The sequence below is a fragment of the Prosthecobacter sp. GW821-HT29F12 genome, assembly GCF_058803405.1.
Genome location: NZ_CM179517.1, coordinates 3,029,405 through 3,055,265 on the forward strand (window position 1 = coordinate 3,029,405; position 25,861 = coordinate 3,055,265).

At 58.3% G+C, this 25,861-nt stretch carries 18 protein-coding genes; 10 read left to right on the forward strand and 8 right to left on the reverse strand.

Features of this window, described 5'->3' with window-relative positions; all coding sequences use genetic code 11:
• The first annotated feature begins 264 nt into the window (after nucleotides 1-264).
• From AC3RLQ_RS12575 to polA, 5 genes are all read left to right on the forward strand, one after another.
• On the forward strand, nucleotides 265-1,392 hold the full coding sequence (locus tag AC3RLQ_RS12575) for a glycosyltransferase family 4 protein (protein WP_493037552.1): 1,128 nt from the start codon (nucleotides 265-267) through the stop codon (nucleotides 1,390-1,392).
• Nucleotides 1,393-1,490: 98 nt separating this feature from the next.
• The gene (locus tag AC3RLQ_RS12580) at nucleotides 1,491-2,621 is read left to right on the forward strand and encodes a glycosyltransferase (RefSeq protein WP_493037554.1); all 1,131 of its coding nucleotides are present in this window, start codon (nucleotides 1,491-1,493) and stop codon (nucleotides 2,619-2,621) included.
• A 78-nt stretch (nucleotides 2,622-2,699) separates the two neighbouring features.
• Entirely contained in the window at nucleotides 2,700-4,574 is a 1,875-nt protein-coding gene (locus tag AC3RLQ_RS12585; RefSeq protein ID WP_493037556.1) for an ABC transporter ATP-binding protein, read from the forward strand.
• A gap of 207 nt (nucleotides 4,575-4,781) precedes the next feature.
• Nucleotides 4,782-6,476 (forward strand): cation:proton antiporter domain-containing protein, encoded by a 1,695-nt coding sequence (locus AC3RLQ_RS12590; protein ID WP_493037558.1) that lies wholly within the window; start codon nucleotides 4,782-4,784, stop codon nucleotides 6,474-6,476.
• A gap of 43 nt (nucleotides 6,477-6,519) precedes the next feature.
• On the forward strand, nucleotides 6,520-9,333 hold the full coding sequence (polA, locus tag AC3RLQ_RS12595; RefSeq protein ID WP_493037560.1) for a DNA polymerase I: 2,814 nt from the start codon (nucleotides 6,520-6,522) through the stop codon (nucleotides 9,331-9,333).
• Between the two features lies 1 nt (nucleotide 9,334).
• On the opposite strand, the gene AC3RLQ_RS12600 is transcribed toward polA, so the two are convergent.
• The 6 genes from AC3RLQ_RS12600 to cphA all read right to left on the reverse strand — a co-directional run bounded on the left by AC3RLQ_RS12600 (nucleotide 9,335) and on the right by cphA (nucleotide 16,472).
• Nucleotides 9,335-10,321, reverse strand: a complete 987-nt coding sequence (locus tag AC3RLQ_RS12600; RefSeq protein WP_493037562.1) for an ABC transporter permease — start codon at nucleotides 10,319-10,321, stop codon at nucleotides 9,335-9,337.
• On the reverse strand, nucleotides 10,314-11,234 hold the full coding sequence (locus tag AC3RLQ_RS12605; RefSeq protein WP_493037564.1) for an ABC transporter permease: 921 nt from the start codon (nucleotides 11,232-11,234) through the stop codon (nucleotides 10,314-10,316). Before AC3RLQ_RS12605 ends, AC3RLQ_RS12600 begins: the two co-directional genes overlap by 8 nt.
• 43 nt (nucleotides 11,235-11,277) lie before the next feature.
• A complete protein-coding gene (locus tag AC3RLQ_RS12610; RefSeq protein ID WP_493037566.1) occupies nucleotides 11,278-12,135 on the reverse strand; it encodes a class I SAM-dependent methyltransferase in 858 nt (285 codons plus the stop codon).
• Between the two features lie 7 nt (nucleotides 12,136-12,142).
• The gene (locus tag AC3RLQ_RS12615) at nucleotides 12,143-13,144 is read right to left on the reverse strand and encodes an NAD(P)H-dependent glycerol-3-phosphate dehydrogenase (protein ID WP_493037568.1); all 1,002 of its coding nucleotides are present in this window, start codon (nucleotides 13,142-13,144) and stop codon (nucleotides 12,143-12,145) included.
• Nucleotides 13,141-13,791, reverse strand: coding sequence for a glycerol-3-phosphate 1-O-acyltransferase PlsY (gene plsY, locus AC3RLQ_RS12620; RefSeq protein WP_493037570.1), 651 nt, complete (start codon nucleotides 13,789-13,791; stop codon nucleotides 13,141-13,143). Before plsY ends, AC3RLQ_RS12615 begins: the two co-directional genes overlap by 4 nt.
• 74 nt (nucleotides 13,792-13,865) lie before the next feature.
• Complete coding sequence (cphA, locus tag AC3RLQ_RS12625) at nucleotides 13,866-16,472, reverse strand: cyanophycin synthetase (protein WP_493037572.1); 2,607 nt, start codon at nucleotides 16,470-16,472, stop codon at nucleotides 13,866-13,868.
• Between the two features lie 174 nt (nucleotides 16,473-16,646).
• Between cphA and AC3RLQ_RS12630 the strand changes: the two genes are divergently transcribed.
• Genes AC3RLQ_RS12630 through AC3RLQ_RS12640 form a run of 3 tightly spaced genes read left to right on the forward strand, consistent with a single transcriptional unit; the run spans nucleotide 16,647 to nucleotide 20,532 of the window.
• On the forward strand, nucleotides 16,647-18,866 hold the full coding sequence (locus AC3RLQ_RS12630; RefSeq protein ID WP_493037574.1) for a cyanophycin metabolism-associated ABC transporter: 2,220 nt from the start codon (nucleotides 16,647-16,649) through the stop codon (nucleotides 18,864-18,866).
• Entirely contained in the window at nucleotides 18,863-19,342 is a 480-nt protein-coding gene (locus AC3RLQ_RS12635) for a DUF1854 domain-containing protein (RefSeq protein WP_493037576.1), read from the forward strand. Before AC3RLQ_RS12630 ends, AC3RLQ_RS12635 begins: the two co-directional genes overlap by 4 nt.
• A 2-nt stretch (nucleotides 19,343-19,344) precedes the next feature.
• Nucleotides 19,345-20,532: an acyltransferase family protein gene (locus AC3RLQ_RS12640; RefSeq protein ID WP_493037578.1), complete on the forward strand. Its 1,188-nt coding sequence runs from the start codon at nucleotides 19,345-19,347 to the stop codon at nucleotides 20,530-20,532.
• Here the strand turns inward: AC3RLQ_RS12640 and AC3RLQ_RS12645 are convergent.
• Nucleotides 20,527-21,561 carry a hypothetical protein gene (locus tag AC3RLQ_RS12645; protein ID WP_493037580.1) on the reverse strand — a complete coding sequence of 345 codons (1,035 nt, stop codon included), beginning with the start codon at nucleotides 21,559-21,561 and terminating at the stop codon, nucleotides 20,527-20,529. The two genes, AC3RLQ_RS12640 and AC3RLQ_RS12645, sit on opposite strands and share 6 nt — an antisense overlap.
• A 240-nt stretch (nucleotides 21,562-21,801) precedes the next feature.
• Nucleotides 21,802-23,961 carry a cyanophycin synthetase gene (locus tag AC3RLQ_RS12650; protein ID WP_493037582.1) on the reverse strand — a complete coding sequence of 720 codons (2,160 nt, stop codon included), beginning with the start codon at nucleotides 23,959-23,961 and terminating at the stop codon, nucleotides 21,802-21,804.
• 131 nt (nucleotides 23,962-24,092) lie between these two features.
• Here AC3RLQ_RS12650 and AC3RLQ_RS12655 point away from each other — a divergent pair, with 131 nt between their 5' ends.
• Nucleotides 24,093-24,917, forward strand: a complete 825-nt coding sequence (locus AC3RLQ_RS12655) for an MBL fold metallo-hydrolase (RefSeq protein ID WP_493037583.1) — start codon at nucleotides 24,093-24,095, stop codon at nucleotides 24,915-24,917.
• Between the two features lie 21 nt (nucleotides 24,918-24,938).
• Nucleotides 24,939-25,823: an NAD(P)-dependent oxidoreductase gene (locus tag AC3RLQ_RS12660; protein ID WP_493037585.1), complete on the forward strand. Its 885-nt coding sequence runs from the start codon at nucleotides 24,939-24,941 to the stop codon at nucleotides 25,821-25,823.
• The last annotated feature ends 38 nt before the right edge of the window (nucleotides 25,824-25,861 follow it).

Here is a 25,861-nt window from a genome sequence, read left to right on the forward strand (position 1 = left end):
TTTTCCAAAAAGGAGGACCAACCGGATTCATGAAGAGCCACTATCAAATATAAAACGAATTGATTCCCTAATGACACTTTTTTGGAATCTCATTTAAAGAATGAAAGCATAATCAAATATTTTTTGCGATGCTCAGCATTACATTTTAATGACATTGATATTCTAAGCATAATACTTTTAGCATGCTGGCGTTATTGTTTTTAATATTTCGGCATTCTTCACCAGAAAACCTGGGTAACAAACCATTCCACAACTGTTTAAATCATGGCTGCGACTCAGTCCCACCAATGGCGCATTCTTCATTCCGAAGCCTCCCTTGGCTGGGGGGGGCAGGAGCACCGTGTCATGGCAGAACTGATCGGCTTCAAGCAACGCGGTTGCTCAGTTTCGCTGCTGGCGCATCCAAAGAGCCAGATCTTGCAGCGTGCTCGAGAGACAGACATTACAACCCACGCCTGCACTTTTGACCGCAGGCTGCTGCCACTTGAACTGCTGCGACTGGCGCTCACTTTGAGACGTGAGCGGATCCAGATTGTCAATACTCACAGCTCCCGTGATGGCTGGCTGGCAGGCTTGGCCTCACGGCTGTACCGTGTGCCCCTGCTGCTCCGCACCCGGCACATAGACGTGATCGATCGTACGCCAACCATCAGCAGGCATAAATTCACAACACTTGCGGATCATGCGCTGACGACGAGCAGGAAAATCACTGATTATATCCGCACCACTTTTCGACTGCCTGAGGATCGCGTCACGACGCTGCCAACCGGCATTGATGTGAGGCAGTTTCATCCCGAGGGCCCCAAAGCCGAACTGCCAGTGAAAAGCGGACCTGGGGCACCACCCGTTATTGGAATGGTCTCCGTGCTGCGCTCATGGAAAGGCCATGAAGTATTCTTTGCTGCGATACGAAAATTGCGCGAGGCAGGCCGAGAATTTCAATACGTGGTCGTCGGCGGCGGCGCCCCAATCGAAGTTTTCGCCAACATGGCGAACGCCCATGGTGTGGGGGACTGCGTGCACTTCACCGGACATCGTGAAGACATTGCGGATGTTTTGCGTGCGCTGAATGTGCTATGCATTCCTTCTTTCAAGCATGAAGGAATACCGCAAATAGGCCTGCAGGCGCTGGCCTGTGGTACACCGGTGGTCGGCAGTGACTGTGGCGGCATTCCGGAAATCGTCCTGGATGGCACTACGGGGCGCATTTTCCCGATGAACGATTCCGAAGCTCTCGCCACACGCATCGCTGAAGCGATCGACGAGCAGGAAAGCAACCAGCGGATGTGCCGGGCCGGCCGCGAAATGGTGGAAAATCAGCACAGTCTCGACACCATGCTGGATCGTCTCGATGACATCTATGCACGCTATATTGAACGCCCGGCGGTATAAAAATACTGCATCCGTGCAAAGCTGACTTTTACTTGAAACTTCACGCCAAAAAAGGTGTTGGCTCCATGCTGCTTGAGGAATAGAGCAGCGTGGACTTCATGGCTGATTCAATTTCTCTCAAACGCGTCTGGCGTATTGCCCACTCCGAAGCCTCCCTTGGCTGGGGAGGTCAGGAACACCGAATTCTGGCGGAAATAAACGGATTCCGCCGCCGCGGCAGCGAAGTCTGGCTGATCGCCCCGGAGGACAGCCAAATTTATCAACGCGCCAGCCAGGCTGGGGTGCATGTCCTGGCCCAGCGCTTCAACCAGCGCAGCCTGCTGCCGTTTCACGTCCTCAGACTTGCCTGGTGGCTGCATCGCCAGCGCATCGAGATCGTGAATCCACACAGTTCACGGGATGGCTGGATGCTGACCCTCGCGGCGCGCATCGCACGAGTACCACTAATCATCCGCAGCCGCCATTTTGACGTTCCCATTCCGAACAAGTCGCTCAGCCGACTGATGTATAAAGAGTGGAGTCATCACATCATTACGACCAGCCCTAAAATCACCAGTTCGCTGATTTCCACCTTCGATCTGGACCCGGGTGGCATCACAACCCTGCCTACAGGGGTTGATCTCGAACGATTCAACCCGGAGGGTCCCAAAGCAGATTTTTCAACCTGCCTGCCGCCGCCGCAAACACCCCTTATTGGCATGATCACGGTGATTCGTGCCGCCAAGGGCATTCAAGTCCTGGCAGAGGCCACACATCTGCTCAAAACTCAGTATGGAATTCATGTCCACTGCATCATTGCCGGGGAAGGACCAGCGCTTGAATATGTGAATTCCGTGGTCGAACAGTTCTCGGTGGGTAATCAATTCACGTTTTTAGGCCACCGGGAAGACGTCCCCGAAATCTTGCGGGCACTCGACATCATTGCCATTCCCTCATTCCACGAAGCCATTCCCCAGTCAGGCTTGCAAGCCCTGGCCATTGGAGTTCCAGTCGTAGCCAGTGACGTCGGGGGCATTCCCAGCATTATCAAGCATGGTGAAACAGGCCGGCTCGTACCACCTCATGACGCCGCCGCGCTTGCCGCCGCCATTCGTGAAACCCTGGAGGAAAAGCTCCGAACCCAGGCCATGTGCCGCGCCGGACAGGAGTTTATCGTGAATCATCACAGTCTTGATACGATGCTGGACCGTCTGGATGTTCTCTATCGTCAGCATCTCGGCGAGCGTTGAACCTTGTGCTGGTGGCATTTCACCAGCTAGTGTAACTAGCTACGCCGGCATTTCCCACCCCCTGATACATTATTGTTCATGCACCTTACGGAAGACCTTCAATTTGCAGCCTTGGTAAAAAAGACGCTCACCTCCATTTGGAAGTATGTCCTTCCTTATCGCGGTCGTTTCGCTTTGAGTGTCCTGCTTGGAATGCTCAGCGCCGTCTTCAACGGATTCATGCTGATTGGTTTTCAACTGATCTTCTCACTGGTTTTGAAAGGCAAGACACGCACCCTGGGCGAGGGGACCGAACTGCCTTTGATTGGTGAAATCAATCTGGCAAAGATGTTCGGACTCGACGCTGACACCCCGATTGGTTTGACGGGTGTCATGATCGCCTGCTCCTTCATTCCAGTTTTGATCTTTCTGCGCGGCTTTTTTGGCTACCTTTCCAGCTACATGCAGGCGTGGGTGACCAGCAAGGTGGCCTACCAGCTTCGCAATGATGCATTCCATTGCGTGATGCGGCAGTCTCCGGTCTTCTTCAATTCCGCCAAAACAGGCGAACTGATGCAGACTGTGACCAACCAAACTGCCACGGTCCAGCGCAATGCCATGCAGCTGATTCAAATTCTTGCGCAACGCCCCCTGACTATCATCTCCATCCTTGTTGTCCTCTTTGCTCAGGATTGGTTTTTTACACTCATGTCACTTGTTGTCTTTCCGGCCTGCCTCCTGCCGATTATTCGCATCGGCAAACGGGTGCGAAAATCAGGAGCGCGTGAGGAATATGATTCAAGAGAGCTGATGGTGGCCATGCAGGAATCCTTTTCGGGCATCAGGCTGGTCAAAGCCTATGCCGGTGAAAAACATGCCGAGCAGCGCTTTGAACGCACCAACGCCAGCATGACTCGCAATATGGTGCGCTGGGCCAAAGCCGTCGAATTTGTCGGTCCCTGCGTGGAAACCATCGCCTCTCTAGGCATTGCCGCAGGCCTGGTGTATGCCTGGGATCGTGGACTTGAAGCGGAAAATTTCTTCCTGCTCGTCATGGCGCTCACGCAGATCTATCCGCCCGTGAAGGAACTGAGCCGTGTGCAGATGATGCTGCAAAAAACCACCGTGGCTGCAGGCATGGTGTTTGAACTGCTCGAACGCACTCCGGACATTGTAGACGCACCCGACGCGGTGGATGTCGGACGTTCGCGTGGTGAAATCGGCTTTCAAAACACAGCTCTTTACTATCGAGAAACCAATGGTGAGAAAAAAGAGGTTCCGGCTGTAACCAACATCAACCTCAAACTCGATCCCGGCAAATTCTACGCCCTCGTCGGTCGCAGCGGCGCCGGCAAAAGCTCGCTGTTCTCTCTTCTGCTGCGCTTTTACGACCCCGACGAGGGTTCGGTCATGCTGGACGGACGCGATATCCGATCCATCACGCAAGATTCTCTGCGCTCCAACATTGGCATCGTCAATCAGGACACCTTTTTGTTTCACGACACCATCCGCGAAAACATCCGCTACGGACGTCTTGATGCCAGCGAGGCGGAAATCATCGCGGCTGCGAAAAAAGCGCATGCGCATGAATTCATCGAGCAGATCAGCAATGGCTACGATGCCATCGTCGGTGAAGGCGGGTGCAATCTCTCCGGCGGCCAGAAGCAGCGGATCTCCATCGCCCGAGCCATTTTGCGTGATGCACCGGTCCTGCTGCTCGATGAAGCCACCTCCGCACTCGACACCGAGAGCGAAAAAATCATCCAGGACGCCATTCACACACTATCAACTGGTAAAACGGTCGTTGCCATCGCACATCGGCTTTCCACCATTCTTGAGGCAGATCAGATCATCGTCATGGACCAAGGTCGCATTCTTGACCGCGGCACACATGCGGAACTGCTGGGCCGCAATCCGGTGTATCAGAATCTGTATAATCTCCAGTTCAGTTCTGATGAACGGCGGGAAACCTGAATGTTCATGTCATCCACCAAGGCGGCTACGGCATAACATCGCAAGGAGTCTGAAGGAGCCATCCAAGGTGCGGCATGCCGTGAGTGGTCCGATGTTTTTATGCGCCTAGCAAGTGATCTCTTTACCGCAGCGCATTCATACGTTTGAGGCGAATGCCTGCATCAGAACTTGATCTGCCGCGCCTGAACTGCGAAGGAGATTTCTTGCATGATCCAGGGATTTACCATCGCATCTGCCTCCATCCCGCCTCTGTTTGCGCTGCTGGCGCTGATGCTTGCGGGCGTGGTCATGGTTTCGCTGCTGCTGCTGCGTTTGCGGCAGTCGATGCTGGCGGGGTATTTCATCTGCGGCGTTCTGATCGCCAATTCCGGTGTGCTGGCGCTCCTCGGCGGTGGTGAATCGCACGAGCAGGTCTCCCAGATGGCGGAGTTTGGCGTGGTGCTGCTCATGTTCACGCTGGGGCTGGAGTTCTCGCTAGGCGAACTGCGCTTTCTGCGTCGGCTCGCGTTTGCGGGCGGCGGCTGGCAGATGGGGCTTTGCATGGCGGTGGCCGCGGCGGCTTCGGCGGGGTTGATTGCCACGTCTTGGCAGGGAGCCGTGCTCGTCTCCGTCGCGCTTGCCATGAGCTCCACAGCGGTGAGCTTGAAAAGCTTTCAAGATCTCGGCCTTGAAGCGAGCCCGGGTGCGCGCATGGCGCTGGCCGTGGCGATTTTTCAGGACCTCTTCATCATCGTCTTTTTCTTGTTCCTGCCTCTGCTCCTGCCTCATGAAGGTGTTGCCACGGCGCTCATGCCACGACTTGGCTCGCTGGCTTTGCGTGGTGGTGCCTTTGTGATTCTGGCGGGCGTGGCTGCGAGATGGGTCATCCCTTGGCTGCTGAACGCGGTGACGCGCACGCGCAGCCGTGAACTTTTCACACTCTCGATCATCGGCAGTTGTGTCGGTCTGGCCTTCGTCGGCGGTTTGCTGGGGCTGGGGCTGGCATTGGGTGCGTTTGTCGCCGGACTGGCTGTCAGCGAATCCATCTTCAAGCACCGCATTTTGGCGGATGTGATGCCGCTGAAGGATCTCTTCCTCACGCTGTTCTTTGTGTCCGTCGGGCTCATGATCGACGTGAAGGCTGCCATGGTTTTGTGGATGCCGATTTGCATGCTTACAGCGGCACTGATGCTCGCCAAAGCAGGCATCATCACCATCATCGCTCGTCGTCTAGGTCTCGCCCACAAGCAGGCGCTGATGGCAGGCATCGGCCTGTGCAGCGCGGGGGAATTTTCACTCGTGCTGCTGCAGAACGCCAGCAGCGCCCATCTTTGGAGCAATGACACCCAGCAGACGCTTCTGGCCGCGAGCGCGCTTTCCATGGGCCTCCTCCCTGCCCTGCTGAAGTTTGGCATACCGCTCGGCGAATGGCTGGTGAAACGCGGCTGGGGCCGGGGCAAGCCGGTCAAGGCCGATGCTGGCAACCTGCGCCAGCGCATCAGCGGCCTGACCGACCACGCCATCATCTGCGGACATGGCCCCGTGGGCGAAAAGCTCAACAAAGCGCTGCTCGACTCCGGCGTGCGTACGCTGGTGGTGGAGCTGAATGCCGAAACCGTGCAAAAACTCAAGCGCCAGGGGCAGGCCGTGCTGTTTGCGGATGCCAGCCACGAGGAAACCTGGGAGCTTACCCAGTTGAAGCATGCCCGCATGGTGGCACTGACCTTCCCCGACGCCACGGTCAACGCCCAGGCTCTGGCCATGATCCGTGAGCATCGTCCGGACATCTCGGTGCTGGCCCGTGCACGCTTCAGCTCCGATGTGGAGCGTCTGAAGCGTCTGGGTGCCACGCAGGTCGTCAACGACGAAACAGAGGCCAGCCGGGCCATGGAAGATGCAGCGATCACTTTGCAGGGAGCTTGAGCATCATTTGCGCAGGCCCTCATGCCGCCTAGTCTGAGGGCAAATGTCCCAACGTCTCTTCCTCCTCGATGGCATGGCGCTGCTTTACCGCGCGCACTTTGCTTTTATCAAAGCCCCCATCCGCACCAGTGATGGATTGAACACGTCTGCGCTCTACGGCTTTGCCAACACGCTGCTCGACATCCTGAAGAACCAGCAGCCCACTCATCTCGCCGTGGCATTGGACACCTCCGCGCCCACGCCGCGCCATGAGATGTTCCCGGCTTACAAGGCGCAGCGTGAGGAAATGCCTGAGGACATCAGCATGGCCATCCCGCAAATCAAACGCCTCATGGAGGCCATGAACGTGCCCATCCTCGTGCGTGATGGATATGAGGCTGACGACATCATTGGCATCATGGCCAAGCGTGCTGAGAAGGAGGGCATTGAGACCTTCATGGTCACGCCAGACAAGGACTTCGGGCAACTCGTCTCCGAGCACGTCAAAATCTACAAGCCGGGCCGTTCCGGGGCTGACGTGGAGATCCTTGGCGTGAAGGAGGTCTGTGAACGCTGGGGCATCGAGCGCCCGGAGCAGGTCATCGACATTCTCGCGCTCATGGGCGACGCCGTGGACAACATCCCAGGCGTGAAGGGATTTGGCGAAAAAACTGCCACAGCGCTCATCCAGCAGTTCGGGAGCGTCGAAAACCTGCTCGCCAACATCGATCAGCTCAAGGGCAAGCAGAAGGAAAAACTCGAAGCCAGCAAGGAGGACGCGCTGCTTTCCAAGAAACTGGCCACCATTTTTGTGGACGTGCCTTATGAAGCTCAAGTGGCTGATCTTGTGATCAAGCCTCACAACGACGAGGCGCTGAAGGCGTTCTTCACGGAGTTTGAATTCAACGCCCTCGGCCGCCGGCTTTACGGTGAGGAATTCAAAGCTGGACGTGGTCGGAAAATGGAACAGGCTGCCAGCCAGTCGTCTGAAACATCGTCTGCCCCGGCGGACCTCTTTGCCGCCCCCGCCCTGCCTGTCCCCGCCAAGCTCCGCACCATCGAAGACACTCCGCATGTTTATCATCTTGTGGAGACAGCGGAGGAGCGGCAGAAAATCATCTCACGGCTCGCCGAGCTAAAAGCCTTCTGCTTCGATCTCGAAACCACCGGACTCGATCCACGCGATACGCAGATCGTTGGCATCGCCTTTTCATGGCAGATGCATGAAGGCTGGTTCGTGCTTTTCCCGCGCGAGAAGGCGGCCGCGAAGGCTGTGCTGGAGGAATTCCGTGCCCTGCTCATGCAAGAAGGCGTCGAGAAGATCGGCCACAATCTCAAATTCGACCTCAGCGTACTGCTCGCGCATGGTGTTGAAGTTCGCGGACCGTTTTTCGATTCCATGCTGGCGCATTCGCTGATCGATCCAGATCAGCGCCACGGCATGGATTACCTCGCAGAATCGTATCTGCACTACACGCCGGTGCCGATCACCGCGCTCATCGGCACTGAAAAAAACGATCTCTTCAGCCAGTCCACCATGGCCGATGTCGCGGCAGAAGATGCCCGCAAGGTGGCCGACTATGCCGCAGAGGATGCGGATGTGACGTGGCAGCTTGCCGCGAAGATGCGCACTGAATTGAAGGAGCAGCAGTATGTCTTCGACAAGGTGGAGTGCCCGCTGCTGCCCGTGCTCACCAAGATGGAAAACTATGGCGTGAAGATCGACGTTCAGGCGCTGCGTGAATACGGCGTCGAACTCGACAGGAAAGCCGCCGAGTTGCAAAAACGCATTCAGGAAAACGCAGGCGGCCCCTTCAACCTCAACAGCCCCAAACAGCTCGGTGAAGTGTTGTTTGATCGCCTCAAGCTCATCGAGAAGCCGAAGAAAACCGCCACCGGCCAGTATCAGACGAATGAGCAGGTGCTGCAGTCTCTCATGGGCCTGCACCCCATCATTCAGGACATCCTCGACTACCGTGAGGTGACCAAACTGAGCAACACCTATGTCGAAGCACTACCGCATGCCGTTTCACGCGTGACAGGCAGAATTCACACCACGTTTCATCAGCTGATGGCGGCCACCGGCCGCATGGCATCGAGCAATCCGAACCTGCAAAACATCCCCATCCGATCCGATCTCGGTCGTGAGATCCGCAAGGCCTTCGTTCCCGGCGAAGCAGGCTGGGTGCTGATGAGCGCCGACTACTCGCAGATCGAACTCCGCGTGATGGCCGCCCTCAGCGGCGACAAAGCCATGATTGAGGCCTTCGCCCAGGGTCTCGACATTCATCAGGCTACCGCTGCGCGCGTATATGACGTCGAACTCGACGGCGTGCTGCCCGAGATGCGCCGCACCGCCAAGATGGTGAACTTTGGCATCATCTACGGCATTTCAGCCTTCGGCCTGAGCCAGCGCCTTGGCATTCCACGCGGTGAGGCTGCCACCATCATTGAGAACTACTTCAAGCAGTTCCCCGGCGTGAAGCGTTTCATGGAAAAGGTCGTCGAGGATGCCAAGCAGTGCGGATATGTCGAGACACTCACCGGCCGCCGTCGCACCATCCGCGACATCACCAGCGGCAACGCCACGGTACGCGGTGCGGCAGAGCGTGTTGCCATGAATACTCCCATCCAGGGCACGGCAGCAGACATGATCAAGCTCGCGATGATCAACGTCGATGCGGCACTGACGAAAGCAGGTTTGCAAACCCGCATGCTGCTGCAGGTTCACGATGAATTGCTTTTCGAAATGCCCGAGAGCGAAGTCGAGCAGGCACGCCCGATCATCCTTGATGCGATGAAAAACGCGCTGCTCCTCGAAGGTGTGCCTGTGGAAGTTGAAGCGGGAACGGGACTAAACTGGCTGCAGGCGCATTGAACTAATCCCCGCTCTTCGGATCAAAGGCATCACGCAAACCGTCACCAAGGAAATTGAGGGCGAGGAGGCTGGCGGACATGAGGAGAGCGGGGAAAATGAGGAGCCACCATTTGCTTTCGAGCGGGTTGATGACCTGCGCACCATCCTTGAGCAGTGAGCCCCAGCTTGCAGCAGGATCTTCGATGCCGAGGCCGAGGAAGCTGAGGAAGGATTCATCGAGGATGACGGCGGGAATGGTGAGAGTGAGATAGGTGAGGATGATGGTGCTGAGGTTAGGCAGCAGATGCCGGCGAAGCACGCCCACGGGGCTCTGGCCCATGGCGCGGGAGGCGGTGACAAAGGTCATCTCCCGCAGCACGAGCACCTGACCGCGAACGATGCGTGCCATCGTGAGCCATTCCACGAGGCCGAGCGACACAATCATCACCAACACCTTGGAGTAGGCCTTTACCTCGCTGATGTTGGAAGCCAGATCCGTCCAATTGCGCGCTTGCGCGGCGAGGCGCCAGCCGTCGATCCATTCCTTCACATAGTCATCGAGTGCGGCGATGAGGATCATGATGAAGAGGATACGCGGTACGGACTGGAGGACCTCGACCGTGCGCATCATCACGCCATCGATCCGACCACCTGCGTAGCCGCTGATCATGCCATAGAGCGTGCCGATGCAGAGACTGATCAGTGCGCCGACCAATCCCACGCCGAGTGACACGCGGGCACCGGAGAGCAGGCGGTAGAGCATGTCCTGTCCGTTCACATCCGTGCCGAGAACATGGGTGGCATGAGTTTCCGCAGCATGCTGCATGGGCGGCACAAACGAGGCGCTGCTGGTGGATTTCAGTTCATCCGGAAGCAGCAGCGGCACGACGATGGCAATGAGCGACAGGCCCACGAGAAAACCGAGCGCAATAAGTGCCGCGCGGTTGCGCTTCAAGACCTGCCAGCCGTCCGGCCGTGCGATGGATGCTGGAGCGGCGGCTTCAGGCATAGAGTTTGATGCGTTTGTCCAGCAGCGTGTAGATCACGTCCACGAACAGGTTGAAGAGCACAAGCAGCACGCAGTAAACGATGACGGCACCGCCGAGCAGGAAAACATCGCGGTTCTGGATCGAGTTCACGAAGATCATGCCGGCACCGGAGATGTTGAAGACGCTTTCGACGATCATCGAACCGGTGAGCAGATGCGCCGCGAGCGGGCCGAGGAAGGTGATAACGGGCAGGATGGCCACTTTGATGGCATGCCGGGCCACGGCCTGTGTTTCGGTGAGTCCTTTGGCCCGGGCGGTGCGCAGGAAATCGCTTTTCAGCACATCCAGCAGGCTGTTGCGCATCAAGCGTGCGACGTAGGCGATGTAGGGTGCTGCGAGGCAGATCGCGGGCAGGATCATCTGCGACACCGTGCCCCAACCGCCGACTGGCAGCCAGCCAAGCCAGAGCGCGAAGATCGCGATCAGGAACGGTCCGCTGATGAAGGAAGGAATGGAAATGGAGAGCAGTGCGCCAAACATGGCCGAGCGGTCGATCCAAGTGTCTTTTTTCATTGCGGCCAGACTGCCAAGGAACACCCCTGCACAACTGGCGATCAAGAAGGACAGCGTTCCCAACGCGAATGAATTCGGCATCTTCTGCCGCAGGAGCTCAGAGACACGCCAGTCGCGGTAGCGGGTGGAGAGGCCGAGGTCAAAACGCACGAGAGAAGCGACATAGGCGGTGTATTGGTCCCACACAGTGCCGTTGAGCTTGTAGCGCGTGAGCAGTGCTTCCTTGATGTGTGGCGGAGGTTCCTTCTCCTTGTCAAACGGCCCGCCTTTCGTGATCCGTGCGAGCACGAACGTGATCGAAATCACGCAGAAGATCACGATCACGCTGCTGAAGGCGCGGCGGAGGAGGAACGGAAGCATCGCGGAAATGTCGAACGACGAAGGCGGAATGTCGAATGCTCAATCACGCCAGCCACCATGCAAAGCTGCCGCTGGGAACGGGCAAAACACCGGCCGCGCCGCGAAGCTGCATTTCGCCATGCTCCACTTTACCACTCTTGCGGCCAAACTGCTGCTGGAGGAGGTGATGCAGAGAAATGGGCGTCAATTCGGGCGTATGGCAGGAAAGCAGCACGCCGAGCGGCTCAGGAGACAGGAGTTTTCCGAGCAGCGAAAGCAGCGGTGGCAGGTCGTTTTCGATTTTGAATACCTCTCCTTTGGCACCGCGGCCATAGCTTGGAGGATCGAGGATGAGCAGGTCGTACTGCCGGTCGCGCCGGAGTTCGCGCTCCAGAAATTTGGTCACATCATCCACGATCCAGCGGATCGGTTTTTCTTCGAGGCCATTGATGGCGGCATTTTTGCGCGCCCAATCGACCATGCCCTTGGAAGCATCCACATGACAGACCTCAGCCCCAGCATGAGCTGCTGCCAGCGTGCTGCCACCGGAGTAGGCGAAGAGATTGAGTACCCGTGCCGGACGGTTGTGGCGCTTGGCATATTCCGTGCAGACTTCGCGGATGCGCCTCCATTGGTCACGCTGCTCGGGAAAGATGCCGAGGTGGCCGAAATCGGTGGAGCTGAGCTGGAACTTGGTGCCATCGACCTCAATGGCCCATGTCTCAGGAAGCTTGTCACGGCCGCGCCATTGATTGCCGCCGTCGCGAAAGAAGGTGGCGGTCACTTTCTGCCAGTCAGCTTTGGCAAGGGTCTGCTGCCAGACCGCCTGCGCGCAAGGTCGTGAAAGCACGACGCTGCCAAAGCGCTCAAGCTTTTGAAATGAGCCGCTGTCGAGAAGTTCGTAACCGTTTGAATCAGCCATGGGAAATTTAGTCGGCCTCAGGCCGTGGATCGCGTGAAAGCAGGGCCTTCATGCCCTCCTTGGGGGATTTGCCTTGATGAAGGACGGCGTTGATCTCATCGAGCAACGGCATGCGCACCCCCCGAGCCTGGGCAGCACGGTGCATGCTGGCGGTGTTTGGCACGCCTTCGGCGACCATGCGCGTGCTGGCGATGATTTCATCCAGAGGACGCCCCTGACCAAGCATGACACCGACGCGGTGATTGCGGCTGTGAGTTGAGTAGCAGGTACCAACGAGATCTCCCACGCCACTGAGGCCATAAAAAGTCTCCACCTTACCGCCTTCGGCAACACCGAGGCGCACCATCTCAGCCAGCGCACGGGTGACGAGTGCGGCGAGGGTGTTGTCTCCGAGTTTCAAGCCATGGGCGATTCCCGAGGCGATGGCATAGGGATTCTTCATCGCACCGGCCCATTCGGCGCCAATGATATCATCGGTGGTGTAGGTGCGAAAAAACGGCAGCGTGAAACAGGCCTGCACCGCTTTGGCGATTTCATCATCTGCGCAGGCCACGACGGCGGCGGTGGCAAGCTGACGCGCCACTTCTTCGGCATGATTCGGACCAGTCAGCACCGCCAGAGGAACACCGGGGATGGATTCACCGATCAGCTGGCTCATGCGGTGGCCGGTTTCGAGTTCGATGCCTTTGGAACAGGACACCAGCACCCGCGCCTTGGAGGCCGCCAGGCTTTGAGCAACGAGTTCCGCTGTGCCACGCATGGCCTTGGAAGGAATCACAAACACGAGCATGTCCGCAGGCTGCAGAGCATTCAGATCCGAAGTGACAGTGACCTGAGAAGGGAGTTCCAGATCAGGCAGGTAGCGGACATTTCGGCGGGTGTCGCGGATCTGCGCCATCAGTTCGGGATCGCGCCCCCAGAACTGAACGTTCAGCCCGCGCCAGGACAACACTGCAGCAAGTGCGGTGCCCCAACTGCCGGCACCAATGACTGTGGCGGACTGAATCATGGCTGAGGCTTCTTTTTGGTGAAGGCCTTGTTCTCCGTGCCTGCGAGCAGGCGCTGGATGTTGGAGCGATGCCGAGCGATGGCGAGGATCATCACGACAATGCCAAAGCCGAGTAGTACGAAGTCCCAATGACCTTCACGCCACATTTGAATGGCCATCGCCGTGGGCACACCGACGGCAGCCGCGATTGACCCCAGGGAGACATAACGAAACGCGAAGAGGAAGGTGAGAAAGCCGATCCAGCCGCCGAGCATCCCCACAGGCGAGATGCCTGCCAAAACGCCCCCCGTGGTGGCGATGCCTTTGCCGCCTTTGAATCCAAGCCAAAAGGTGAACATGTGGCCGATCACGGCGGCGAAACCCGTCAGAACCTTGCCAACGGAAATTATTTCAGGAGCAGCTCCTGTTTGGGCGATCCAGCCTGCCGCCAGCCAGACAGGCAGCCAGCCTTTGAGCATGTCGAGGATGAAAACCGGGATGCCGATCCCCTTCCCCAGCACGCGGATGGCATTGGTGGCGCCGATGTTGCCGCTGCCGTGCTGGCGGATGTCGATGCCTTTCAAGCGACCGGCGATATAGCCGAAGGGTACTGAGCCGCAAAGATAGCCGCAGGCGATGCTGAGGAGTGTGGCGGTGGTTGTGGTCATGGCTTGATCAGGCTCCTAGTAGCCGAATTCAGCCTGCTCTGGCAAGCATTTCATCAGGCCGAAACTGCCGGATGTCATTTTGCGCCGTACTTTTCTTTGAGATACTGCACGGTTTCATCCGCCGTATCCGCCTGAATCATCACCAAATCCCCCGCCTGTGCGGATTCGAGGGCCAAATCGACCGACTTGAGATGACCGAGAATGGACTCGACGCGGCGGGTGCGCGGGGCGTTTTCCAGGCCGGTGGCGAGAAGCTTCATGATCTCGCCCGATTCCCGACCACGCACATAGTCGCCTTCGTACAGCCAGGCTTCATCGAATTCTGCGCTCAACATGCGGCCTTGTTCAATGATGTCGCTGTCCCGGCGATCTCCTGCGGAGCTGTAAACGACGATGCGACGTGCATTGTCAAACTGGCGCAAACCGTCGAGCAACGCACGAAGGGCATCCACATTGTGGCCGTAATCAACGATGACCGTGATGCCCTTCAGATCGAGCACATTGAAGCGACCAGCATTTTGATCAAGGCTGGGGACAAAGCTGCGCGCCCCTTGGCGAATGAGGTCGTCCTCCATGCCCAGCGCCCATGCAGCCGCCACGGCGGCGAGGGTGTTTTCCACCTGAAAGCCGATGCGCCCGCCATGGGTGAGCGGGATTTCGCTCAACGGCATGAACACATCCTCGTTCGGACCGGTGGCGCGGACGATGTTCCCATCCCGCACATAGATGGCGCGCTCTCCCTGAATGCGATGGCGGACGATGATGGCATTTTCCGCATCCAGAGCAAAAAAGATGGTCTTGCGAGGATAAGTGTCCGCCATTTTCACGACGAGCGGATCAGCGGCGTTCAACACGGCTGTGCCGTCTGCAGGCACAGCGGCGACGATGCACTGCTTCACCTCGGCGAGCTGCTCAGGAGTATCGATGTCATTGATGCCAAGGTGGTCGCCAGCACCGATGTTCGTGACAACAGCGACGTCACAGTGGTCAAAAGCCAGACCTTCGCGCAAAATGCCGCCACGAGCGGTTTCCAGCACAGCGGCATCACACAGCGGGTAGGACAAGACGCTGCGCGCGCTCTTGGGGCCGCTGCAGTCGCCGCTGTCGATCATCCGCGAACCGACGAAGACACCATCCGTGCTGGTCATACCCACGCGCCATTGGTTTTGAGTCAGCAGATGCGCAATGAAGCGTGTGGTGGTGGTTTTGCCATTCACCCCGGTCACGGCGACGATGGGAATGCGACCTCGGCAGCCGGGAGCAAACATGGTGTCGATCACCGCTTTGCCCACGGGACGCGGTTCACCTTCCGAGGGATACAGGTGCATGCGCAGTCCAGGACGCGCATTGAGCTCGATGATGACGCCATTGCGCGCGCTCAGGGGCTGCGTGATATCGGGCGCGATCATGTCGAGACCGCAGATGTCGAGGCCGACCATCTGCGCAGCTTCGACAGCGGCGGCGCAGATCGTGGGATGAACCTCGGCGGTGCAGTCCACGGCGGTACCGCCAGTGCTGAGGTTGGCGTTACGGCGGATGAGGATCATCCGGTCTTTTTCGGGGATCGATTCAGGAGTGACGCCCTGCTCAGCAAGCACGGCCATGGCGACGGCATCAATGCGAATGCGGCTCAGGGCGGCGGCGTGGTCGGCGGCACGGCGGGGATCGCGGTTCTTTTCGGCAACGAGTTCCTGAATGGTGTGCTCACCGTCGCCGATGACATGCGCAGGATAACGACGGGAGGCGGCGATGAGTTCACGTCCGATGACGAGCACGCGATAGTCCTCCCCCTCGGCAAACTGCTCGACAATGACCGACCGGCTTTCCTCGCGGGCGGCAGCGTAGGCGGTGGCTACCTGCTCGCGGGTGTATAAATTCAAGGCGACGCCACGACCCTGGTTCCCGTCCAGAGGTTTCACGACGACAGGCAGACCAATTTCGTTGGCGGCGGCCCACGCATCGTCCGCATCTTTCACAGGCCGGCCCTGCGGCACCGGCAGACCGATCTCATTGAGCATTCGCAGAGTGAAGTCTTTGTCCTGCACGATGTCCTCAGCGATCGCACTCGTCTGACTGGTGGCTGCGGCGAGGATTTTCTTTTGTTTCGAGCCCCAGCCAAGCTGGACCAAGCTGCCTTCGGTGAGACGAAGCACCGGGATGCCCCGCAGACGTGCGGCGTCCACCATGGCCCGTGTGCTAGGCCCGAGGCATACTTCCTGAGCGAGCTCACTCAGTTCCGTGATGGCCGCATTGACGTCCATGGTCTGGCCAAAGAGCGCCGCGTCGATCAAACGCCGGGCGAGTTCGAAGGCGGCACGGGCGACGGATTCCTCATCAAACTGGGTGATGATGCGAAACGTCAGAGGCTGGGAGGTGGGCATCACCTTGCCAAAACTGACCTGAAGATCGGAGCGGCTTTGCAAATGCAGGGTGATGGACTGCAGCAGGGCCGCGAGGGACTCCGCCTGAGGAGTGACGCTGGTTTCGCTAAGCTGCGGCTCCAAAGTCGGCAGCCAGGAAAGCAGCCAGGAACGCCAGTTCGTGACGTAGTCGGTCAGTTCAGGAAACTCCACTTTGCATTCCAGAACCGTCTCACGCGCCCAGAGATTCGGGCCGCGCAACGCAAGGATTTTGCGAACAATGGTGGAGCGAAGTTCGCTGGATGGAGCTGTATTAGGCAAGCAAGGAATGGAAAGCGCGGAATTGTCCACATACCTGCGGGAGGTCAAGGGAAACATCGGCATGAAATGAGATGGGATAGTCATTCCTGCGCCACGTTTTGGGAAATAACCGCCCCAGTTTGACAAGCTCCGGTAACATCGGACTTTCGGCGGGTTCCACGATCCGCCTCCATTTTGCCGCGTCCACCTTTACAAGACCTTCCCGAACTTCTGCTACAGCATGCCGAGTCCAAACTGGCATCCGGTGAGCGCACGATCGCCCGTCTGATGACGGATTTGGATGCAGGGCTGCATTTCAGGCATGGACTGATCGTGCTAACCAACACCCGCCTGCTGCATTTTGAGGATGAGGGCACGAGCCAGCCGCGATTCGTCGCCTGGAAGCTGGCTGATCTGCAGGAATTCCAACTGGAGGAAATGGGCGCGACCATTGCGCTGCACCTCATGGGAAACGGAACGCTCCTCGGCCAGTGGCGTGTGACCTCTGGCTGCCTGCGCCAGGCAGAGGCCTTTTTGGCCCGGTTCCGTGATCAATGCCGGACGCTGAGCGGTGAGGCGGCTGGTTCCGAAAATGGCGGCCATGAAAAAGAGGAAGATGAGGAGGAGATCTTTGCCGCTGAAGATGCCGAAGGATACATACCGCCAGGGAAGCCGCTGCTGCGACTGCTGAGCTTTGCCCGCCCATGGTACCGGCTGCTGTTTCTCGGGCTGGTGCTGACGATGGCAAGCACCGGGGCGCAAATGATAGCGCCGTGGCTCACCATGTCTCTGGTGGATGACGTACTGATCCCGCTGCAAAGCCAGACTGAGCGGGTGCACGTGCACAAAGTGTATGTGTTCATCACCGAACTGGCGCTGGCCGCGCTGCTGACCTGGGCGCTGAACTGGGGAAAGACCTTCGTGGTGGCGCGCATAGCCGAGCATGTAACCAGCCGCATGCGGCGGGAGACGTTTGAGCACCTGCAACGGCTCTCACTCACCTACTTCAACCGCAAGCGCACCGGCGACCTCATTTCACGCATTGGTTCGGACACGGAGCATCTCTCACTGTTCATCTCGGTGAACTTCATCGACTTTTTCTGTGACGTGCTGCAGTTCATTTTCACGGCGGTCATCTTGTTCAGCATCAATCCGCTGCTGGCCGTGGCCGCCCTGGGGCCGGTGCCCATTGTTGCCTGGCTGGTGCAGCGCGTGCGCGAACATCTGCGAGGCGGGTTTGCCGCCGCCAGTCGTGCGGGCAGCCAGCTCACCAGCGTGCTGGCGGATACCATTCCTGGCGTGCGCGTGGTCAAGGCGTTTGCCCAGGAGCAACGCGAAATCGAGCGCTTTCGCGTGGCGGACAAGCACATCTTTGACACCAATGACCGCGTGAACAAGACCTGGTCGTTCTTCACGCCGATGATCAAGCTGCTGACGGACCTGGGCCTGCTGATCGTGTGGGCGGTCGGTGCCTGGAGTGTGGCGCATGACAGCATCACGGTGGGGGTGCTGACCGGCTTCGTGCTTTACATCAGCAGCTTCTACGAGCGCATGGACTCGATGAGCCGCTTCACCGCTTCCATGCAAAGGGCGGCCGCCAGTGCGCACCGCGTCTTTGATGTGCTGGATGTGAAGCCGGACGTGCCCGTGCAGCGCAATGCAATCAAAGTGGGCCGCCTGCGTGGAGAGATCGAGTTCCGTGATGTGAAATTCCGCTACGGATCGCGTGAAATCATTCGTGGCATCAGTTTGAAGATCGCCCCGGGTGAGATGGTCGGGTTCGTGGGGCCAAGCGGCGCGGGCAAAACGACCCTGGTCAACCTGGCATGTCGCTTCTTCGAGGTGAGCGAAGGTGCGGTGCTGGTGGACGGCTACAATCTGAGTGACGTCGATGTGATGGACTACCGCAGAAACCTCGGACTGGTGTTGCAGGAGCCCTATCTTTTCTATGGCACGATCGCGGAAAACATCGCCTATGGGAAGCCGGATGCGACGCGGGCGGAGATCGTCGCTGCGGCGCGTGCGGCACGTGCACATGACTTCATCATGCGGCTGGCGGACGCCTATGATTCGCTGGTGGGAGAGCGTGGCCAGCAGCTTTCTGGCGGTGAGCGGCAGCGCATCAGCATCGCGCGTGCGCTGCTCGTGGATCCGGCCATTTTGATCCTGGATGAGGCGACTTCTTCTGTGGACACTGAAACGGAGCGTGAAATCCAGGCGGCGCTGGATCATCTCGTCAAAGGCCGCACCACCATTGCCATCGCGCATCGCCTGGGCACCCTGCGCAAGGCGAGCCGGCTGGTGGTGATCGAGGAAGGCCGCATCAAGGAAATTGGGTCTCATGAGCAACTGCTGGAGAGCAGCGGCACCTATGCGCGACTGCATCAGGCCATGTTGGAGGTGAACCACGCATGAGCACGCCACAGCCACTGAATATTGAATTTGCCAAAGAAAGCCAGGGCCGGCTGGCGCTGGTGGACAGCAACGGCATCCGGCATGCGAATGTGCATCCCGTCAAACTGTTCCCGCTGACCGAGAAGGACCACTGGATCTCCATCCAGTCCGAAGGAGCGCGAGAGATTCTGTGCATCGAGGATCCGCAGAGCCTCCCCGAACCTTCGCGCACCCTGCTGCTTGAGGCACTGGCCCGGCGAGACTTCGTCCCCATTATTCAGGTGATCCACCGCATCGTACGTCTGGCAAATGGTCATGAATGGCACGTCACCACGGATCGGGGGGACACCAGCTTTGAAGTGGAGACGGATGAAAGCATCCAGTCCCTCGGCCATGGGCGGCTGGTCGTTGTGGACCGGGGGAACACGCGCTATCTCATACCCAATGTCGCCAGATTGGACCGCATCAGCAAACGCAAGCTGGAGCACTACTACTGACCTTGAACTCCGTTAACACCCCGCCCGCCACGCCTCCACGTATCGGTTCGCTCGATGTATATCGAGGCATCGTGATGTTTCTGCTCGGTCTGCGTCTGCTGGAACTCGATGAAGTGGCCGTGCACTTTCCCGACAGCGCGATCTGGCAGTTTCTCGGACATCATTCATCCCACATTCCATGGGTGGGCTGTTCACTGAACGACCTGATCCACCCGTCGTTTGCCTTTTTGACCGGAGCGTCGCTGGTGTTCTCTGTTTCGGCACGTTCGAGAAAAGGCCAGTCGCAATGGCATATGACACTGCATGCGCTGTGGCGCTCAGTGGCGCTGATATTCCTCGGGATTTTCCTGCGCAGTGTGGACCGTGACATGACGCACTGGACCTTTGACGAGACTTTGACCCAGACCGGTCTGGGTTACATGGCGGTGTATGCTTTGGCTTACTGCTGCACACGGACACGGTGGATCTGGTTGGGCATCATCCTGACCGCCTCATGGCTGATGTATGCCTGCTATCCCATCATGCCGCCGCATGCCAATCCGATGGACTTCAACACTCCGGAAGGCTGGCAGCATGATTTCACCGGCTTTTTTGCGCACTGGAATCACAACCGCAATGTGGGCTGGAGCTTTGACCGCTGGCTGCTCAACCAGTTCCCGCGGGAGAGCCCCTACCTTGGATATCTGGGCGGTTACACCACGCTGAACTTTATCCCAACCATCGCCACCATGATCCTAGGCCTGATGGCAGGCACCTGGATCAAGCGAGGAGAGCAGCCGGCCAGGCTGCTCATGGTCGCGAGTGTGGCCTGCCTTGCCTTCAGTTTTGTGCTGCACTTCGGCGGCATCTGCCCGATCGTGAAACGGTTGTGGACTCCGGCTTGGGTGTTTTTCAGCGGCGGCGGCTGCCTGCTGATTTTGGCGGCTCTGTATCAAATCATTGATGTCAGGCAATGGCGGCGCTGGTCCTTTCCCTTCCTGGTCGTCGGCGTGAACTCGCTGGCTTTCTATGTGATGCGCCACACACTGGACATCTGGTTTTCCGAAACTCTTCAGAAACACTTCGGCACCCGCGTCTTTGATGTCTTTGGCCAGGAGCTCAGGCCGGTCACCATTGGATTTTGCACCTTCGTGGCTTTTTGGCTGGTGGCGCTGTGGATGTACCGCCGCAAGATCTACATCAGGCTATAAGGCCTGCAGCGACCGGATCAGATCACTGTGTGGCGCCAGCACAAATTTTGGCGTCTCCCGGGTGGCATCCATGCAGCCTCCCTCGGCATAGATTCCCCGACCATCGCGATAGCGGTGCATGCGCTCAAAGATGCGTGCGGAGTTCTCGGGAGAGGCCAGGGTCTCTGCCACGAGCTGGTCCACCTTGTTTTCGTCCATTTGCAAATCACCCTGCGCATCTCGAAAAGTGGCGTGGCTCCAGTGATAAATCTCGACGCACTTGGAGAGCAGATTAAAAGGCTGGTCGCGTTTCCAGAAATTCACGAACATTCCACCGCCCAGGTAGAACACCCAGGAGCCTTCAAAGCCGCGGACATCCGACGAATGGGAATCGGGATTGCGAAACCAAACGCGATCTCCAGGAACATAGTAGTGCATGGGAAGAGGATCCTCCAGTGCGCCCAGTTCATTGAGGAAGACATCTTGAAACTGCTCGAATGAAATCGCCTTTTTCTCCCACTGAGCCTGCAGCTGGCACAGCAGTTCGGGATGACTGGTCCGGGCCTCCTCGGCAATCGCGAGCAGGATCACATACTCGGTGGCCCGATTGCAGGAGAAAGAATACACTTGTTTGCCAACTCCGGGCTGACAGGCCTTTTTCAGAGAGTCGATCAAAAGACTGCCGGGAATGAGAACGAAGCCTGTTTCTTCCGAATGACGCCAGCAGTCCACCGGACGCTCGATGGCGGATGTGTGGAAGTTCAAGCAGGTTCGGGAAGCGTTGACGACGATGTTCCGACGGATTCTGACTGCAGCCATCAATTCCTCAGCACTTGGAAACTCCAGCAACACCGGGCAATTCAGCAACGTCAGCCAGATCTCGCGCAGCAGGTCATCCTCCCGGCGGCGGACATCGAGCTTGAGCGTTTCAGCGAGTCTGAGGGTGTCAAAGCCGGGCATCCATGCTGAGGCTTGATGTTCGGCAAGGTGAAGCAGCAGGCAGGCTGAGCCAGAGAAGGTTTGCTCATGGCACACCACCCAGGTTTCCATCCCAAGACGACTCCATTCCGAAGATAAAAGCGACCTGCCGGAGGAGGAGGCAAATCGAATGCAAATACCCGATTTCATCCTCAGCCAAGCACTGGGTTGCAAGCTGAGAGAAAGGACGGCCAGGAATGACCACTGGGCTGAGTATGAATGTAAGGCATGAAGTGAAGTCGTGTTCAGGCAGCACCTCTGCTGCCTTTAGAACACGTGACTTCGACCCCAGTTCCTTCCTTATTTACGAATTTATTCGTAGGTGCTCAACCCTTTAATGATCGCCTGATCAGCCAGTCCATAGGCCCATGCGGCGCCCACGGCGGCGAGAACGTTGTGAACATTGAAGCTAAAATGACCAGCGAGCGGCATGGCCACCTCACTCAGTGCGCACAGACGGCGCTCATTTTCTCCTTCGGCCAGATAAACCGCCTCGTCCCGCACGAAGGCAGCGCGACCACCTTTGGCGCGATGGGCAACGACCCCAGGATTATCCGCCATGCGAGAGAAGAACATAACACTGCAGCGGCAGTGCTCCGATTCAGCCATACCAGCCACGAGAGCATCATCGGCATTGAGCACGGCAGTTCCCTCTGGAAGCACGACGTCCACCACGCAGCGCTTCACCTTCGTCATCTGTTCCAGGGTGTCTATGTAGCCCAGTCCGAGGTGTTCGGTGCCCACATTGAGCACCACGCCGATCTGGCAGCGATCGTAGCCGAGGCCCTCGAGAAGAATTGATTCAGCACTGGTCTCGCAAATGGCGATCTCCGTCCAGGGATGCAGCAAGACCCCGTGCGTGCCGCTGGTGCGGTCCCCCTTGTTCGTGCAGGCGCGGCGCGCTCCCAGTTGCAATCCACCGCTGTGGCACACACCGAGAAATTTTCCGGTGTCGCTCATCAGATGCGCCAGCAGCCGGGTGGTGGTGGTCTTGCCATGAGTGCCGGTAATGCCGATCACGGGAATGCGGCCATTTTTTCCAGCTGGGAACAGCATGTTGACGATCGCCTCCCCCACGGGCCGCACCTCGCCGGTAGCTGGACGCAGGTGCATGATGAGCCCCGGGCTGGCATTCAGCTCCACCACAGCACCGCCCTGTTCTTCTAGGGGTTTGGCGATGTCCGTGCAAACCACGTCAACACCGCAGATATCAAGACCCGCGACCTGCGCAGCGATGGTGACGTGATCACGATTGCGTGGGTGAACCAGGCCAGTGACCTCGGTGGACCAATTGGCAAAACGCGAGATCAGCACACGCTCACCAGCATTGGGAATCGAGTCGGGCTGGTAATCTTGTTTCTCCAGCTCCGAGAGAATCGCAGGATCCCACTCTTCCGTGTCAATCTTTGACCATGGGCAAAAGTCACTCACTCCGCGCAGCGGATTGGTGTTTAGCTGGGTGTCCACCAACACGCCGATCGTATCGGTACCGTTGCCCATGACGACCGCGTGATCGCCACGGCTGGCGGCGATCAATTCCCCGCCGACGACCAGCAGACGGTGATCATTGCCGGGAATGAAGCGCTCCACCATGACGCCATCGCCTTCGGTCGAGGCAGTTTGAAATGCGCTCTCCACCTGCTCACGCGTGGTGAGGTTGATGAACACGCCACGGCCATGATTCGCATCTTGCGGTTTCACCACCACAGGAGTGCCGATGTCCTCAGCCGCTTCCCAGGCGTCGTCTGGATTGGCAACGACTCGTCCTTCAGGGACGGGAACCCCTGCTTTGCTCAACAAGGTACGCGTCAGATCTTTGTCCTGCACGATGTGCTCCGCAATGGCCCCCGTGCGATCTGTCTCCGCGGTCCAGATGCGGCGCTGATTCACCCCCTGCCCCAGTTGCACCAGACTGCGGCCCTCCCGAAGTCGACGCCATGGGATGCCGCGTTTTTCTGCGGCGGCAATGATGGCGTTGGTGCTGGGACCGAGCGCATTGCGGTCCACCACGCGCTTCATACGCGCCACGGCGTCTGCGATGTCATAGTCCTTGCCGGCATATCCGGCCAGGAGGATCTCGCGCGCCTCGCGCATGCAGGCTTCCGCCACCACCTCATCCAGATACTCGATGACCACTTTATACAGGCCTTCCACGCAGGTTTCCCGCGCCTTGCCAAAACCGACGGTGTGTCCGGCCAGAGTCTGTAGTTCCAAAGTCACATGCTCCAAAATGTGCCCCGGCCAGGTGCCGGTGTCGAGCCGCTGAAAAAAGCCGCCGCGCTCGCCGATGCTGCAGCGGTGCTCGATCATGCCCGGGAACCACTTCTTGAGCTGTTCGGAAAAACCCGGAACGATATCTGAAGACGTGTCCTTGAGGCCCCCCAAATCCACCCAGGCTTCCAACACACGATCGTTCGTCCAGATGTTGGGTCCGCGGAGAAAATGGATTTCACGAATGTCGAGATCTGTCATAGCGGGCCGATGTTACTAGCGAGTCTGCAGGAGGCAAGGACTCGCCGCTGGCAGATGGCGCTTTGGTTTGTGCCGGGTCGGCGGCACATAGCCCTTGCCTTCGCCGTCAGAACGCCTTGAATTCGCCACCCATGCTGCTCCCCCTCGAAGACCTGTTTAATGATGTGATCGCCAAGTCCATGCGTGGGCTTGGAATCAATGACGCCGACCTCGCCGCCCGCTCCGGCGCCAGTGTCGAAGACATTGCCGCTGCCAAATCCGGCAAAGTGGATGACCTTGTGCTGCGCAAAATCGCCCCGCACCTGCAGCTTGAAGGCTTGTCGCTTGTGGCCATGGCACATAATGAATGGCGTCCAATGCCCGTCAACGTGTCCGGCCTGGAGCAGTTCAACACCACGTACCACGATATGACGGTGAACGCATATCTCGTTTGGGACGCAGAAACGAAAAACGCGGTGGCATTCGACACCGGGACTGATGCTACCCCCATGATCAACTTCATCCAGAAAAAGGGGCTCAATCTCAGCCTCATCTTCCTCACACACACGCATCCGGACCACATTATGGATCTCGCCAAATTGTCCGCTGAGGGTGCCGTCACGGCCTTTGTCCATGAGAAGGAACCCTGCCCCGGTGCGAAAACCTTCCAGCTCAGCGATACCGAGGCGTGGGAATCGGGCGGTCTGCGCATTGAGGCACGCAGCACCTGGGGCCACTCGAAGGGCGGCATCACCTATCTTGTCAGCGGTTTGAAGCACCCCATCGCCATCGTGGGAGACGCCCTGTTCGCCTCCAGCATGGGCGGCGGCATGGTTTCGTATGCTGAAGCCCTTGCCACCAACCGGAAAGAGATCTTCACCCTGCCAGACAACACGGTGATCTGCCCCGGCCACGGCCCCATGACCACCGTCGGCGAAGAAAAAGCCCACAATCCGTTTTATCCTGAGTTCAAGTAAACCCAACCAGCCCAACCCATCATGTCCCAAACCGTTGCATTCGTCGGAGTCGGTAAAATGGGGGCCAACATGGCCCGCCGCCTCAAAGATTGTGGTTACAATATCACTGCTGTTCTCGATGTGAACACACAGGCCGCCGCTGATCTGGCCGCTGAACTCGGCTGCAAAGCCTGCACCAAACTGGCCGACATCACCGCCGCCGCCGATGTCATTTTCACCGTGGTGACCAACGACGCTTCGATGCGCGGCATCTTCCTCGGCAGCGGGGACAGCCTGCTCACAAACGCCAGCGACAAGATTTTCATCAATTGCGCCACTCTTTCTCCGGCGATTCATCGCGAGGTGTATGACGCGGCGACCAAAGCGGGCGCTCACAGCCTGGAAGCCTGCATGGCCTCCTCCATCAGCCATGCCCGTGAAGGGAAACTCTACCTCATGCTGGCGGGTGATGAAGCCATCTATCAGCGGGTGCAGACCATGATCGAGCAGATGAGTGTGAACCGCCGTTTCATCGGTGGTCCGGGCCGGGCCGCCGAAGTGAAAGCCCTCGTCAACATGGTCATGAACATCAACACCGCCGGTCTTGCTGAAGGCCTGGGGCTCGCCGCCGCGCTCGGCCATGATTTGAACATGATCCGCGAGGTCTTCAGCCAGACAGGGGCGAATTCCCGCGTGTTGGAAACCGACAGCGCCGACATGGTGGCCCGCGAGCATGACTGCTGGTTCTCCGCCGAGCATGCCGCCAAGGACAGCGGGATTGCAGCCGAAGTGGCGAAGACCGTTGGCCTGCATCTGCCGCTCAATGATGCCACCAAGGCGCAGTATGAGAAGATGGTCTCGCTGGGTCTGGGTGGGCTCGACAAGAGCGGCATTGCTGAACTGACTTTTAAAGGTCGACACGCGTAAAGTTGATCCTTCGCGCCGGAATGGAGTCCAGTTGCGGC